Here is a 14,559-nt window from a genome sequence, read left to right as displayed (position 1 = left end):
CGGCTACTTGAGTTCGGCGTCGGTGTAGTAGCCGCCTCCGACCAGAATCTTGTCGTAGTTGGTCTTGTCGACGCTGACCGGCTGAAGCAGGTAGGCGGGCACGGACTTGACGCCGTTCCCATAGGCCCTTCTGTTGTTCAGCTCCGGCGTGTCGTCGTTGAGTATGTCGTCGGCCATGAACGCGGCCCGCTCGGCGAGCTGGCGGAGGTCCTTGTAGACGGTCTGCGACTGCTCACCCGCGATGATCGACTTCACCGAGGCCAGCTCGGCGTCCTGGCCGGTGATGATCGGCAGCGGCTTGCTGCCGGAGCCGTAGCCGTCCGACTTCAGCGCGGACAGGATGCCGAGGGAGATGCCGTCGTACGGCGACAGGACCGCGTCGACGTTCTCGCTCCCGTACGACTGGCTGAGGACGCGGTTCATGCGCTTCTCCGCGGTGGGCCCGTCCCAGCGCAGGGTGGTGATCTCCTTGAGCGCGGTCTGGCCGGACCGGACGACCAACTGCTTGTTGTCCAGGTAGGGCTGCAGGAGGTGCATCGCACCCTCGTAGAAGTATTTGGTGTTGTTGTCGTCGGGGGAACCGGCGAACAGCTCGATGTTGAACGGGCCCTTGCCGTCCTCCAGGCCGAGCTCGTCGATGATGTGGAGGGCCTGGAGCCGGCCGACCTGCTCGTTGTCGAAGGAGACGTAGTAGTCGACGTTCTTGGTGCCGAGGATGAGCCGGTCGTAGGAGATCACCGGGATGTCCGCGGCGGCGGCCTGTTGGAGCACGCCGTTCAGCGACTTGTTGTCGATGGCCGCGATGATCAGTGCGTCGATGCCCTGCTTGATCAGTTTCTCGATCTGCGAGACCTGGGTGTCCGGGTCGTCCTCGCCGTAGACCAGCTTGGTTTTGTACCCCTTGCCCTGCAGGTTCTCGACGACGCTCTTGCCGTCGGTGAGCCAGCGCTCGGAGGCCTGGGTCGGCATGGCGATGCCGATGGTGCCGCGCTCGGAGCTGCTGCTCTCGCTGGTCTCGCCGCCGCAGGCGGACAGGGTGAGGGCAAGGGAGACGGCTCCGCCGATGACGGCGAGGGCGGCTCTTCGGTTACGCATGGTGATCGTTCCCTGTTCTTCTCGTCGTGGAGCGGATGACGGCGACCAGATGTCGGTGGGCATGTCCCGCGGATGGGTGCCGTACGGGTGGATCCCAGGCGCCCTGGACCAGCGGGGAACAGCCGACGGATCTCGCCGAAGTCATCGCGGAATCAGGTCGACCGCCACGTTGCTCGAGTCGGGCCTCGGACGCCGTATACGTCAGGGTGCGCCACGGCGTTCCGGCCACGTGTGCTGATTCCGGTGATACGTAGGGCACTTGCCTTTCAATCGTTCGAAATCTCGTCACATGGCCGGAAGGCTCGCGTGAGACTAGGAGGGGATGCGCGGGGTGTCAACGGGGCGAACAAAATCGGTTCCAGCGTCCCGTGCGCCCGCGACCCCGCATACCGCGGTCATCCGAGTCCTGGTCCGTCCTGGCCGATGACGGTCCGTGACGCCTGGGCTGGATCCAGAGGTACGAGGTTCTCGCCCACATCCGGCATGGGAGACCGGTCCACGTGCCCGCGCCGGTGAGCCGGCCGGAACCGACGCGCGCAAGGCGGCGCGTCGACGAACCGCCGTCCACAGCCGTTGTGTTGCTGTGTCACAGCCGTGCTACGGCGGTGTCCTGAAGGGAAGACGGGCGTGACCTGGTGGCTCCGGGGCTCCTCATAGTCAGCACAGAGCGGGAACCGGAGGAAACACCACCGGCTCCCTGCCACCCCCACTCGGAAGGAACCACCCCGTGATCAACCGCCACCTGCGCAAGGCCGTCGTCGTCACCGCCGCGATCACCGCCGGGCTGCTGATGACGGCGTGCCAGAACGGCACCGACACCGACTCCTCCGGCAAGAGCGGGACCGACACGGCGGCGGTCGCGGAGAAGGCGTCGAACTCCAAGAACTCCCAGGGTCTCAGCGGCACGTTCAAGAACGGCACGGTCACCTATCTCGCCCCGGGCAAGTACATCGTCTCCGTACCGGGCAAGGACGACCAGCAGTTCCTGGTCGCCGACGACACCGAGGTCTACGGCGCCGGCACGATATGCGGCGAGGCGGGGGCCAAGGTGGACGCGCCGTGCACGCTCGACCAGTTGGAGGCGGCGACCAAGAAGGGCGCCGTGAATGCCGACGTGGAGATGAAGAAGGGCATCGCGACCCTGGTGACCGAGCGGCGCGCCGCCCAGCAGGGCACCGGCTCCGGATCGTCGTCCGGTTCCTCCGGTTCCTCCGGCTCGGGTTCGGACTCCGACTCGTCGTCCGGCTCCGGCTCCGGCTCCGGCTCCGACTCGGGCTCCCGTGAGACCGTCGTCGAGGGCATCGACAAGGGCAAGGGCGTCAACGGAACCTGGTTCGGCAACGTCTCGTACCTGGCGCCGGGCAAGTACACGGTCTCCGACATGAAGGGCGTCGAGCAGCAGTTCCTCGTCGCCGAGGACACCAAGATCTGGGGCTACGGCGACATCTGCGGCGACACCAACACGGGCGAAGGCGGCCAGGGCGGCATCCAGTGCTACGAGAACGAACTGGAGGCCGCCGCCAAGAAGGGCTTCACCGCCGAGGTCGTGATCAGCAACGGCATCGCGACCACCATCACCGACGACCACTGAGCCGCAGGCCACCCGTATCGCCGCGCCGCGCCGCACCGCACGTCGGCGCGGCGATACGTGTGTGTGGGGGCGAGGAGCCCCCGCTATGAGGAGGCCGCCGTAGCGGGAGCCGGTACCGAGTGACGAGGTCACCGCTGCCCGACCCACCCGGTTCGAGGCCGGCCGACCTCTGCTCGGACGATGACGGATGATGGCCGCCATGCGTATCCGCATCGACGCCTTCGACCTGCCCGGCCTCACCCACTCCGCCTCTGTCGACGGCAGATTCCCCGCGTACGACAACATCCACGTCGCCGTGCAACGCCGCGACCGTCCGGCCGAACTCCTCGAACCACAGCCCGGCGACGCGCCGTCCGCGACCTGGACCCTGGAGTGCACCACGCGTGCCTCGCCGACCGGCACCGAGGTCAAAGGCCCCTACGTGCAGGACCGTCTGGGCCGACGGTTCATCTACCTGTCGTGGGGCACGGTCGACGAATCGGGCGTCTTCACGATGTTCCGCCGCGCCAAGCTCATGCTCGACGTCATCCCCGCCGACGTACTCGCCGCCGCCGCACACGACGGGCTGCTGGTCGGACGTCTCGGTCTGACCGACGCGCAGGGCGGGCCCCTGTGCGCACGCGTCGAGCCCCCGCACATCACCTGGACCGCCGCACGCGCCGGCCAGGAAACGGTGTCATCGGCGAACGGGCCGATGTGACCTTTATTGCGCCGGCGGGGTCTCGGCGCGTTCACCGTGGCCCCATCCGTCGATGACGCCGGACGCGGCGCATGGCTCATCGACGGAGGTCATGGCGCTGCGGCCGGAAGTGCTCGGCGGGAACACTGCACCCGCGCGGATCAATATCTGTATCCGTGAAGTGAGAAATAGGTGCGGCACACGGCGAGTATTCCTCGATCGCCGACCCGAACGGAATTCTTTGCCGAGCAGGGCCGATCGCGCCATGCTAATGTCGATCTCAGTTGCAGGTGTGGTTGCCAGAGGGTTCATTCTCCGACGGGTTAATCAGCACGGCGACGCGGAATCCGCACAGGGCGAATTCCGAACATCGTCTCCGAAGGAGAAATGACATGGCTACTGGCACCGTGAAGTGGTTCAACGCGGAAAAGGGCTTCGGCTTCATCGAGCAGGACGGCGGCGGCGCCGACGTCTTCGCCCACTACTCGAACATCGCCGCCCAGGGCTTCCGCGAGCTGCAGGAAGGCCAGAAGGTGTCCTTCGACATCGCGCAGGGCCAGAAGGGCCCGACGGCCGAGAACATCGTTCCCGCCTGACCCACCGCAGCAACGCATATTTCGCAGCTGGGGCCCGCACCTTGGGGTGCGGGCCCCAGCTCGCTGCATTTCAGGGCATGTGACGCTCGTTCTCGCGATTCTCTGCGCCGTTCATTTTGCTGCGGAAAATTCCTTGCTACATGCCTACGCGCTCACATCGAGGAAAGGTTCCGCTTGAACCGCGCACGCACCGCCCGCACGACCCGTACCAACGACCGCTCCTGGGGTTCCGCCCCCAAGCGCTCGGGGGCTCCCCGGCGTTCCAAGGGCAACGATCGCCGACAGACCGCACCCCAGGGCGAGTTCGCGCTGCCGGTGACGGTCACGCCGCCGCTGCCCGCCGTCGAGTCGTTCGCCGACCTGGCCCTGCCGGCGCCGTTGCTGGCCGCGCTCGGGCACGAGGGCGTGACCGCCCCGTTCCCCATCCAGGGGGCGACCCTGCCGAACTCCCTCGCCGGACGTGACGTGCTCGGCCGCGGCCGTACCGGGTCGGGCAAGACCATCGCCTTCGGCCTCGCCGTACTGGCCCGTACCGCGGGCCGGCGCGCGGAGCCGCGGCGGCCGCTCGCCCTGATCCTCGTCCCCACCCGCGAGCTCGCCCAGCAGGTGACCGACGCGCTCACCCCGTACGCCCGCTCCGTGCGGCTGCGGATGGCCACCGTGGTCGGCGGGATGTCGATCGGCAGGCAGACAGGTGCGCTGCGTGCCGGTGCGGAGGTCGTCGTCGCGACGCCGGGCCGGCTCAAGGACCTCATCGACCGGGGCGACTGCCAGCTGGACGACGTCGGCATCACCGTCCTCGACGAGGCCGACCAGATGGCCGACATGGGCTTCATGCCCCAGGTCACCGCCCTGCTCGACCAGGTGCGCCCCGGAGGGCAGCGGATGCTGTTCTCGGCCACCCTGGACCGCAATGTGGACCTGCTCGTCCGCCGCTACCTGGCGGACCCGGTGGTCCACTCCGTCGACCCGTCGGCGGGTGCGGTCACCACGATGGAGCACCACGTGCTCCACGTGCACGACGCGGACAAGCACCGGACGACCACCGAGATCGCGGCGCGCGACGGCCGGGTGATCATGTTCCTGGACACCAAGCACGCCGTGGACCGGCTGACCGAGCACCTGCTGAGGAGCGGCGTCCGCGCCGCGGCTCTGCACGGCGGCAAGTCCCAGCCCCAGCGCACACGGACCCTCGCCCAGTTCAAGACCGGACATGTGACGGTGCTGGTGGCGACCAACGTCGCGGCCCGCGGTATCCACGTCGACAACCTCGACCTGGTCGTCAACGTGGATCCGCCCAGCGACCACAAGGACTATCTGCACCGCGGCGGCCGTACCGCCCGCGCCGGCGAGTCCGGGAGCGTCGTCACCCTCGTGACACCCTCCCAGCGCCGCGGCATGAGCCGGCTGATGGCCTCGGCCGGCATCGCCCCGCAGATCACCTCCGTACGGTCCGGTGAGGCGGAGCTGACCCGCATCACCGGCGCCCAGGCCCCTTCCGGTGTCCCGGTCGTCATCACCGCACCGGCCGCGGCTCGTCCGCGCCGCGCCGGGTCGCCCGCGGGTTCCTCGTCCCGAGGCCGCCACGACCGCCCGGCCCGGGGGCGCGCCGCCACCGGACAGGCGGGGCGGCGCAGGGCACAGCGGCCCGCCTTCGGCTCCGCGGCCTAGAAGCATCGACCAGAGGCTCACCCATCTTCGAGGAGGCAGCGTTGACACCGGTTCGGACACAGCTACACCAGGCGGATCTTTCTCCCATGCCCGTGGTCGACGGCATGGACGCGTCCGGCCTGCGGGTCCGGGACGACATGACCGTCGAGGTCGCGCTGTCCGTCATGACCGGTGCTCGCGTCGAGTACCTCCTCCTGTGCGACGGGGACGACCAGTGCACGGGCTCGATCACCCGGGCCGAACTCGCCGTTCACCGCGGCAGTTCCACGTACACGGACCGGATCCGGCTACGGGACGTCCTCGACGGCCCCTTCACCTCGTCCGTCCCCCGGCCCGTCGGGGCCGGGGAGCACGGCCGGGCCCCGGGCGTCCTCGCCCTCTCCCGCTGATCTGCCCAGCCCGGATCAGCCCGTTCTCCTTCTCCCTGTGGGGGCATCATGCGCTGTGTCATCGCCCGGTACCCGTTCGACCTGACCAAGAGCGGAGTGCTGGCCTCCATGAAGGGGGTCTCGCCCGAACTCATCACGGGTGAGTCCGTGACCATCGGCCGCCGTCGCTACCCGGTCAAGCAGGTAGGCCAGATCGTCACCCGCCAGGACAGCCGCGACTTCACCAGCGGCGAAGTCGTCCGGGCCATGACCCGCCTCGGCTTCACCTGCCACGACCACCTCAGGACCGCGCCCGTGCCTGTTCCCACTCCGCTCCAGACCGCGTCGGCACTGCTCGGCGTCGCCTCCCAGGACGGATGAGGACGGGCGGGAAACCGCCATCAGGAACCCGTGAGGGCCCTGCCGACACACGTCGGCAGGGCCCTCACTGTCGTCTCGCCGTCCGAATCCCCACGGACCGACGGGACACACTCGCCCGTCATCGCAGGTCACAAGGTATCTGTTCCCCCACAGAGGTGAAATCTACTCTTGCGGGAGTAGACATTGGGCGCCAGCACGGTTAGCCTTTTTCTCGTTGAGACGGTCTAGCGAAACCCGGCAGACACGAACTGCCGGGGGTGCAGTACAGAAAGTTCGCAGGCCAGTGTGGTTCTGGAGTGCCGAAGCCAAGGTGTCAGCAGGACGGTGACGGGACTGGGAGCCGCACTGGGCGGCCCGCAGGTCGAGGGGCCGCCAACAGCAGTACCGCAGTACGAGTTCGCCAAGTGGTTGGTTCAGAGAAAGGACGGAGGAGCAGACGCCATCAGGATCGCCCGGGCCCCGAGCAGTACTGGGCCCGGGTACCGCAAGACCCCGGAACGGAAGGTGGTCCCCGGTCACGCAGCCGCGATCCCCGCACACCCCCCTGCTGCAGGGCTGGTAGCGGAAAACAGAAGGTCGGCAGAGCATGAGGGCCGACAGATGGTGTTGAATTTCCTTCGGGGCCCTGGTGCCGTACGGCACCGGGGCCCCTCGACGCGTTGTACAACGAGGTGACATGACAGCAGATACCCCGCTCAGTGGTCGTCTGGACGACGACGACTACCCCGCCTACACGATGGGGCGGGCCGCCGAGATGCTCGGCACCACCCCGGCTTTCCTCCGAGCCATCGGCGATGCTCGGCTGATCACTCCGCTGCGCTCGGAGGGCGGACACCGCCGGTACTCCCGCTACCAGCTCCGCATCGCGGCGCGCGCCCGCGAGCTCGTCGACAGGGGCACCCCGATCGAGGCCGCCTGCCGCATCGTCATCCTTGAGGACCAGCTCGAGGAAGCGCAGCGCATCAACGCCGAGTACCGCCGCCGTGCCGGGCACGAAGTGTCCGACGGTTCCGTTCCCGGTTCCAGCTGATCACATGGGCGCGGGCCGGCCGGCTCGACCACGCGGGACGCCCGATCGAGCCTGAGCGCCCGCCGGGACAGCGGGTCGTACGCCTCGTGTCAGCGTCCCGGCGACGGGTGGCGGCGCGGGCAGCGATGCGGGACCGCCCGGAGGCCCAAGGGGCCGTATCACTGGCACTGCGGACACCACACCGTGCCGCGGCCTGCCATTCGGGACCGCCGTAGGGAGTTGCCGCAGCGCGGGCAGGTGGGGACGGGGTCGTCGCGGTGACCGGTGAGCCAGGAGTCCCGAGGCGGGACGCAGCCGGCGGTGACCGCGGAGCGCAGGGTGCGACGCATGTGCGTGTACAGGCGACGGCAGTCGGCCTCGGTGAGATCACTCGCCCGGCTCGTGGGACGCAGCCTCGCCCGCCACAGGATCTCGTCGGCCAGCAGATTGCCGAGTCCGGCCAGGACGGACTGGTCGGTGAGGGCCGTTTTGACGCTGCCGCGGCGTGCGGCGAGCGCGGCCTCGAACTCCTCACGGTTCACCGCCATCGCGTCGGGGCCCTGGTGTTCCAGGAGCCGTGCGACCTCCGACTCGTCGTCGGCCAGCCAGAGGCCCCGGAGCTTGCGCTGGTCGCGGTAGCGGAGCTGACGGTCACGGGACACGGTGAACAGGACGCGGTCGTGCGCCTCGACCGCGTCGTCGGGATGGCCGCAGACCAACCGGCCGGTCATGCCGAAGTGCAGCATCAGGGTGGGACCGCCGGTGCGCGCGAGCAGCCACTTCCCGTGCCGCTCCGGCTCGGTGAAACGCCGGCCTTCCAGCGCGTCACGCAGCCGCCTCGTGCTCGTCCCATGCAGTACGCCCGTGTCGCGCACGTCGACGCGCTGGATGATCCGGCCCTTCGCGCAGGACTCGAGCACCTTCCGGAAACCCTCGACGTCTGGCAGCTCGGGCATCGGGTACGTCCTCTCTCACGCGAAGATCCACGCGCTCGGCCGGGCCGCGGCCTCCCCCAGAACATGGTGTCTCCTGGGCAGGTCATGTGCAGCGCGGAGAGCGCCGGAGGACACCGGAGCGTGTCGGCGGGGCCGCGTGCCTTCCAGGGGGTGTTTCAGGACACGTACGGCAGAGGCGTCACGCGTCCTTCCCTCGGCTCGCCAGCACCGGTTCCCGACCGGTCTCCGCCCGGTTTCAGGTTCCACGCCTCCACGGTGAAGTCGCTGCGGCCGGTGCCTGTCGTGCGGGCCTGCAGTCGCCACGGTCCGTCGGCGAGCGGATAGAACCTGAGGGTGAGGACCTGGCCGTCGGCGAGATGGGTCTCGGCGATCGAGCGGTCCACGATCACGCGCAGTTCGACGGGGGTGCCGGGCGTCGCCGCGGCCGGGCACGGGACGGCGTACGAGCCTCCCCGTGCCCGTGCGTCCAGTGACGCGTGGCTGCGGTCGACGGTGAGCCGGCCCGCGGTGGGATCGATGGTGATGTCGAGGTACTCGGTGCCGTCCGCGGAGGTGACCAGGCGCAGGCCGCCGGTGCCCGTGGTGTCGGGCGTCAGGACGGCGGTGAGGTCGAAGGTGCTGCCGACCTGGCCGAGTTCGGCAGTCCCCGACCGGGTGACGTGGCCGGTGCGGTGCAGTACGCGTTCGCCGCGCAGGGCGAGCAGTTCGCGGGCGGGGCGCTGGACGACCGTGCCGTCGGCGGTGAGCGTCACCTCACGGGGAAGGGTGAGGACGCCTGCCCAGCCGACGTCGTTCACCCAGTCGGCGTCACGGGCCTCCCAGGCCCAGCCCCACAGCAGCCAGCGGTCTTCTCCGGGGGCCTTCAGCAGGGCGGGGGCGTAGAAGTCGGGACCGTGGTCCAGCGGTACGGGCGGCGCGGTCGCCGTGAAACGGCCGCCTTCCTCCCTGCCGGTGTGGACCGTCGTATGGCTGGGGCCGCCCTGCGGGGTCCAGTCGCTGATGATCAGGACGCCTCGGTCGCCGAAGGTCGCGTACTGGGGGCACTCCCAGCCGACCGGGCCGCCTCCGGCCGGGGTGTCGCTGGTGTGGAAGGGACCGCGATGGGCCCAGTTCTCCAGGTCGTCCGACTCGTACAGCAGTGCCGCGCCGCGGCCGTCGGCGAGGGCCGAGCCCACCAGCATCCGCCAGCGGCCGTCCTGCCGCCAGACGTAGGGGTCCCGGTACGTGACTCCTTCCCCGGCTGAACTTGAGTTCTAGTGGTCGTCGCAACACCCCACTTGAAGGGGTGCAATGGACTTCGAGATCCGTCTACCGGCAGGACGCCTGGTCAACGTCGACGACGTCAACGTTCCCGTCCGCCGGCGGTGACCTCTGCCTCAGGTCACCGCTCTCCGCGTTCGTGGGTCCGACTGCCGACCGCCGCCTGTGCGGTTCCGGGATCCGGCGGCGTTCGTGGGTTCGATTGCCGACCGCCGCCTCCGCGGTTCCGCGATCCGGCGGGCCGGCGCTCGTGTCGCGCCGGCCCGGAGCAGGTCCGGGCCGGCGGCGGGTGCGTGGACGTGTCAGCCGGTCTTGGACGGCGTCTGCTTGATGCCGTCGACGATGGCGCGGTTGATGATGGCGCTGGTGTAGACGACCGTGCCGGGCTTGATCAGGGCGTCCTCTCCGCTGTTCTCGTTCACCTGGACGATGCGCTCGCCCAGGAAGACATGGGTCTTCTTGTCGAAGATCCATTCCTCGCGCTGACCGCTGGTCTCGTCCAGCCGGGCCACCGCCACACCGTGCCGGCCCACCGCGTCCACCGCGTCGTCGACCACGACGACACCGGGGATCTTCGCGGCGGTCTTGAAGAGTGCCGAGTACAGCTCCGCCGGGGGGTAGCTCTCGTTGAGGAGGTCGCCGATGGTGGCGAACGCCTGCTGGTCGGGGGTGTTGCCCTGCCCCTCGGTCTCCTTGTAGATCTTGGCCAGCAGGGTGTCGGGATCGGTGGTCAGCTCGGCCAGGTAGTCGTACGACGGAGCGTTCAGGTTCGCCTCCGGCGTGTTGCCCTGCTCGTCGGGGAGGCTCAGGGTCTCGCCCTCGGGGCTGTCGTTGACGGCCGGGTCGATCAGCCAGCCCTTGGTGCCGTCCGGGGACTCCCACACCTGACGGGTGTGCAACTCGTCGCTGGCCAGGGTGGTCTTGTCGTCGACGGTCTTGAGGAAGGTCGTCGCCGTCCTGGACTCGATGTAGATGTACTGGCCGGGCCCGACGGCCGGCTGGCCCCCCTCGGCCGCCGCCAGCGCGATCCGGTCCAGCAGCTGCGGCACGCCCTTGCTGGTCGCGGTGCCGACGGTCGTGGTCAGGGCCGGTCCGGTGGCGACGCCTTCGTCCTTGACGCCGCTGCCGCCCGAGGCGACCACCCCGGCGACGACCACGCCGGCGAGGGCGGCGGCCAGCGCGGGCAGGAGGATCGCGGGGCGCGGTAGCTGGAAGCGCCGGGTCCTCGCCGGGGCCGCCGCCTTCGCCGCCGTGCGCTCTTCCGCCTGGGTCTCGTGAATCTGGGCCATCATGCGCTCCTTGTGGAACTGGTGACGGCCCGGTGGCAGGTCGCGTGTCGTCCGGTCGAAGAGCTGGGCGCCTTCTTCCCGCTCGGCGGCGTTCCGCCGGGACGTGTTCGCGTTCATCGGTTTCCTTCCTGTGCGGGCCGGATCGCGTGTGCGTGATCGCCTCTTGTCTGTCGGCCGGGGCGGTCGGCTTCCCGTTTCCCGAGATTTTTTTCGAGTGCGGCTGCCGCAGCCGGACGTCTCAACTCCCCTGTTTCTCTTGGGTGTTGGAGTCCCGGCCAGTCGACCTCGGCGACATCGGCGACCTTGCGGAGCTTCTTGCGGGCGCGGGAGAGCCGGGAGGCGACCGTGCCGACCGGAATGCCGAGCGCCTCCGCCGCGGCCTCGTAGTCCAGGCCCTCCCCCAGGCAGAGCGCGATGACCTCGCGCTCCGGCCGGCGCAGCGCCGCGAGCGCGGTGAGTGCCGTCGCGAGGCGCTGCCGGCCGTCGAGCCGGTCGGCCACCTCCTCGGCGTGGTCGGGCACCGACAGCTCGGCGGCCGCGGCCGCCTCCGCCGCCGCCCGGTACCGCCGGTTGCTCCGGAACTGGTTGCGCGCCGTGTTGGTGGCGATGCCCAGCAGCCACGGCCGCAAGGAACCGCCCTCCGGGTCGACCCTGTCGCGCAGCCGCCATGCCTCCATGAAGGTCGCGGCCATCACGTCCTCGGCCGTCGACCAGTCGGCGGCCAGCCGGAAGGCATGGTTGTAGACCGCGCGCGCATACGTGTCGAAGAGCTCGGCGAACGCGCTCGGATCCCCGGCCCGTATCCGGGTACGCATATGAGTGCTCACCTCAATGAGCTGTCCGGCACCCCGCACCGACTTCCCGTGACCTGCGCCACACTCGACCTCGCATGCCAGGGAGATCGTCACACGGAGGGCACGACTGCCCGGTGGCCGAGGCGTCCGGGGTCGGCGGGGGCGGCGGAGGGGCGTGGCAGCACGGCCGTACCGAAGCCGGCGGCCGCGGCCACGCCGGCCACCGCCTCTGCGGCGACGCCGACCCGGCCCGTCTCCAGCAGATCGGCGGGATGCGACTGCGGGCGTAGGCATCCCTCTATCTCTGGTTACAGAGGGGCGGTAGGGAGATCGGGTTCTGGGCCGATGTTCCGGGAGGGCCGTTCTTCGAGACTTTTCCCGTGCTGACCGACGACCGTCGAAGGCAGCTTCGGAAGAGGATCAGGAGTCTGTGATGAGCACCAGGACTGGACCCCAGCGGTACCCCGTGGCGAGCCGGGCGAACTGGTATCAGGACGACTTCGGGGGTGACCCGATGCAGGTCGACGTCGTCGTCCTGCACACCACGGAGGGTCCCACGCTGCCCGGATACGGCGGCGGCTCGTCCGCGCCGAATCTGACGGCCGTCCCCGACTTCGCCGCCAAGAAGTTGAGGTGGTACCAGCACTTCGACATAGAGACCTCGTCCAGGGCGCTGGTCAATCTGCGGGGCGGTGTCGAGACGAACACCATGAACGTGTGCCAGGTCGAGCTGGTCGGCACCTGCGACCCGAAGACCCACGCGAAGTGGAAGGCCGCGGGCCGGGCGCACATCTACTGGCCGGACGCGCCCGACTGGGCGCTGCGGGGCGTCGCCGACTTCCTGGCCTGGATGCACGAGGAGCACGGCGTACCGCTGTCCGGCCCGAAGACGTGGCCCGCGTACCCCACGTCGTACGCGAACGGCGGCGGCCAGCGGATGACGGGCGCCCAGTGGGCGGACTTCAAGGGGGTCTGCGGGCACATGCACGTGCCCGAGAACGTCCACGGCGACCCCGGCGCGGTCGACTTCGCCCGGATCGTCAAGTACGCGAAGGCCGACCTGGACCTGGGCGACGACACCCCGGAGGCGACCACGCCGACGAAGCCGAAGGTCCCCGCCTTCCCGGGACGCAAGTACTTCGTGGCCGGGGCCTCGAACGCGTACGTCCTGCAGCTCGGCAAGCAGCTGGTGAAGCGCGGCTTCGGCGACCACTACAAGGTCGGCCCCAGCAGGACCTGGGGCGAGGCGGACCGGCTGAACGTGCGGGACTTCCAGAAGTCACGCAAGGAACTGCGCGGCGACGCCGACGGCACCCCCGGCCCGCTGACCTGGCGCCTGCTGTTCTCCTGACGCCACGAGGTGCCGAGCGGCGGGGCGCTCGGGCGGGGCCCCCTGGGGGGTGTCGATGACGCCGGACGAGAGGGAGCAGGCGCGGGCGCCGACCCTGTCCGACCCGGACGGCCTCCTTGTTCTCGATGTCCGGGCCGACGGCATCCCGGATCCGGTCGAGGAAGTCCGGGTGCAGCGGGTCGTCCAGGACGTCGAGGGCGAACGGCTCGGCGGTGGCCCTGCCGCCGGCGTCGTTGAGGTCAGTACGACGAGGAGCGCGGGACGGACACCCCTCGGCGCCAGCCCTGCGCGCTGTTCGTCGGCGGCCGCTTGGCTACGCTGGGCGAGAGGCGTCTATAGCGGGTTAATATTGGGCAAATTTCCCTAAGGAACCGAAAATGGGTCTCGGTGTCGGCCTTCGGGCCGTGAAGCGCAGGTCCCTCGCCCGTGTGTCGATGGCGATGGCAGTAGCCGTCGGCCTGGCCCTGACCGGGGCTTGTGGCGGAGGCGGCGGGAGCGGGGACGACAGTCTCACCGTCGGGGTACTGCTCCCGGGCGGTGGAGCCTCTCGGTTCGGGCAGTTCGACCGGCCCTTGATCGAGAAGAAGCTGAAGGAGCTGTGCCCGGACTGCCCGCCGGCGACCGTCGCCGCCACGGCCGAGCCGGCGGTCCAGCGACAGCAGCTCGACGCCATGATCACCAAAGGTGTGGACGTCCTGATCGTCGCCGCCGTCGACCCCAAGGCGCTGCGCTCGTCGGTCGAGGCCGCGGACCGGGCCGACATCCCGGTCGTCGCCTACGACCGGCTCGCACAGGGCCCCATTTCCGGTTACGTCACCTTCGACGGGGAGATCGTCGGCAGACTTCAGGCCGAGGCCCTCCTGGAGGCCATGGGCGACAAGGCGGACGGCGGCCAGATCGTCATGATGAACGGCGCCACGACCGACCCCAACGCCGGCTGGTTCAAACGGGGAGCCCTGTCCGTCCTCGAAGGCAAGGTGAAGATCGGCAAGTCGTACGACACCGTCGGATGGCGGCCGGAGAACGCCTACGTCAACATGACCGGCGCCATCGCCGCCCTGGGCGCGGGCGACATCGACGGCGTCCTGGCCGCCAACGACAGCCTCGCCGGCGCCGTGGTCTCCGCCTTCAGCGCCAGCGCGGTCAGTCCGCCGCCCCCGGTCACCGGCCAGGACGCCGACCTCGCGGCCGTCCAGCGCATCCTCCAAGGCGACCAGTACATGACCATTTACAAGCCCTACAAGCCCGCGGCCGACGCCGCCGCCGAGATGGCCGTCGCCCTGGGGCGCGGCGAGACGGTCGACTCCATCGCCACCGGCACCGTCGACAGCCCCACCACCGAGGACATCCCGGCGGTCCTGCTCCCGTCGGTCTCGGTGACGGCGGGCAACATCGAGGACACCCTGGTGAAAGACGGTATGTACACCGTCGACCAGATCTGCACCGCGAAGTTCCGGTCCGCCTGTGACAAGGCCGGACTCACCGGATGAGTTCTCCTCGAAGCCTCGCAGGGGGAAGG

The 14,559-nt window shown here is 69.6% G+C and carries 16 protein-coding genes and 1 pseudogene; 11 read left to right on the top strand and 6 right to left on the bottom strand.

Annotated elements, in window-relative coordinates; genetic code table 11:
- Positions 1-3 precede the first annotated feature (3 nt).
- Entirely contained in the window at positions 4-1,095 is a 1,092-nt protein-coding gene (gene chvE, locus JIX55_RS27655; protein WP_257565965.1) for a multiple monosaccharide ABC transporter substrate-binding protein, read from the bottom strand.
- Between the two features lie 727 nt (positions 1,096-1,822).
- On the opposite strand from chvE, the gene JIX55_RS27650 reads away from it, so the two are divergent.
- The 7 genes from JIX55_RS27650 to JIX55_RS27620 all read left to right on the top strand — a co-directional run bounded on the left by JIX55_RS27650 (position 1,823) and on the right by JIX55_RS27620 (position 7,411).
- Positions 1,823-2,686, top strand: a complete 864-nt coding sequence (locus tag JIX55_RS27650; protein ID WP_257565964.1) for a hypothetical protein — start codon at positions 1,823-1,825, stop codon at positions 2,684-2,686.
- 199 nt (positions 2,687-2,885) lie between these two features.
- Positions 2,886-3,386: a DUF5990 family protein gene (locus JIX55_RS27645; RefSeq protein WP_257565963.1), complete on the top strand. Its 501-nt coding sequence runs from the start codon at positions 2,886-2,888 to the stop codon at positions 3,384-3,386.
- 371 nt (positions 3,387-3,757) lie between these two features.
- Positions 3,758-3,961 (top strand): cold-shock protein, encoded by a 204-nt coding sequence (locus JIX55_RS27640; RefSeq protein ID WP_030224351.1) that lies wholly within the window; start codon positions 3,758-3,760, stop codon positions 3,959-3,961.
- Between the two features lie 174 nt (positions 3,962-4,135).
- On the top strand, positions 4,136-5,632 hold the full coding sequence (locus tag JIX55_RS27635; protein WP_257565962.1) for a DEAD/DEAH box helicase: 1,497 nt from the start codon (positions 4,136-4,138) through the stop codon (positions 5,630-5,632).
- An 86-nt stretch (positions 5,633-5,718) separates the two neighbouring features.
- On the top strand, positions 5,719-6,021 hold the full coding sequence (locus tag JIX55_RS27630) for a hypothetical protein (RefSeq protein WP_257565961.1): 303 nt from the start codon (positions 5,719-5,721) through the stop codon (positions 6,019-6,021).
- 48 nt (positions 6,022-6,069) lie between these two features.
- The gene (locus tag JIX55_RS27625; protein ID WP_257565960.1) at positions 6,070-6,381 is read left to right on the top strand and encodes an SCO5918 family protein; all 312 of its coding nucleotides are present in this window, start codon (positions 6,070-6,072) and stop codon (positions 6,379-6,381) included.
- A gap of 676 nt (positions 6,382-7,057) precedes the next feature.
- Positions 7,058-7,411: a helix-turn-helix domain-containing protein gene (locus tag JIX55_RS27620; RefSeq protein ID WP_257565959.1), complete on the top strand. Its 354-nt coding sequence runs from the start codon at positions 7,058-7,060 to the stop codon at positions 7,409-7,411.
- 158 nt (positions 7,412-7,569) lie between these two features.
- On the opposite strand, the gene JIX55_RS27615 is transcribed toward JIX55_RS27620, so the two are convergent.
- The 5 genes and pseudogenes from JIX55_RS27615 to JIX55_RS27595 all read right to left on the bottom strand — a co-directional run bounded on the left by JIX55_RS27615 (position 7,570) and on the right by JIX55_RS27595 (position 11,710).
- Positions 7,570-8,346, bottom strand: a complete 777-nt coding sequence (locus JIX55_RS27615) for an Fpg/Nei family DNA glycosylase (RefSeq protein ID WP_257565958.1) — start codon at positions 8,344-8,346, stop codon at positions 7,570-7,572.
- Positions 8,347-8,501: 155 nt separating this feature from the next.
- Positions 8,502-9,098: a GH32 C-terminal domain-containing protein gene (locus JIX55_RS27610; protein WP_257569502.1), complete on the bottom strand. Its 597-nt coding sequence runs from the start codon at positions 9,096-9,098 to the stop codon at positions 8,502-8,504.
- Positions 9,072-9,563, bottom strand: a pseudogene (locus tag JIX55_RS27605) (glycoside hydrolase family 32 protein); the annotation flags it as partial. The pseudogene JIX55_RS27605 and the gene JIX55_RS27610, both read right to left, overlap by 27 nt.
- Positions 9,564-9,908: 345 nt before the next feature.
- A complete protein-coding gene (locus JIX55_RS27600) occupies positions 9,909-11,012 on the bottom strand; it encodes a CU044_5270 family protein (protein WP_257565957.1) in 1,104 nt (367 codons plus the stop codon).
- Positions 11,009-11,710, bottom strand: coding sequence for an RNA polymerase sigma factor (locus JIX55_RS27595; RefSeq protein WP_257565956.1), 702 nt, complete (start codon positions 11,708-11,710; stop codon positions 11,009-11,011). The genes JIX55_RS27600 and JIX55_RS27595 overlap by 4 nt, the downstream gene beginning before the upstream one ends.
- A gap of 113 nt (positions 11,711-11,823) precedes the next feature.
- On the opposite strand from JIX55_RS27595, the gene JIX55_RS27590 reads away from it, so the two are divergent.
- From JIX55_RS27590 to JIX55_RS27575, 4 genes are all read left to right on the top strand, one after another.
- Positions 11,824-11,979, top strand: a complete 156-nt coding sequence (locus JIX55_RS27590) for a hypothetical protein (RefSeq protein ID WP_257565955.1) — start codon at positions 11,824-11,826, stop codon at positions 11,977-11,979.
- Between the two features lie 143 nt (positions 11,980-12,122).
- Entirely contained in the window at positions 12,123-13,040 is a 918-nt protein-coding gene (locus tag JIX55_RS27585; RefSeq protein ID WP_257565954.1) for a peptidoglycan-binding protein, read from the top strand.
- 55 nt (positions 13,041-13,095) lie between these two features.
- Positions 13,096-13,407 (top strand): hypothetical protein, encoded by a 312-nt coding sequence (locus JIX55_RS27580; RefSeq protein ID WP_257565953.1) that lies wholly within the window; start codon positions 13,096-13,098, stop codon positions 13,405-13,407.
- 10 nt (positions 13,408-13,417) lie between these two features.
- Complete coding sequence (locus tag JIX55_RS27575) at positions 13,418-14,530, top strand: sugar ABC transporter substrate-binding protein (RefSeq protein ID WP_257565952.1); 1,113 nt, start codon at positions 13,418-13,420, stop codon at positions 14,528-14,530.
- Positions 14,531-14,559 lie beyond the last annotated feature (29 nt).

The organism is Streptomyces sp. DSM 40750, assembly GCF_024612035.1.
Taxonomy (GTDB): Bacteria; Actinomycetota; Actinomycetes; order Streptomycetales; family Streptomycetaceae; genus Streptomyces.
This window is presented reverse-complemented; position numbering and strand designations above follow the sequence as displayed.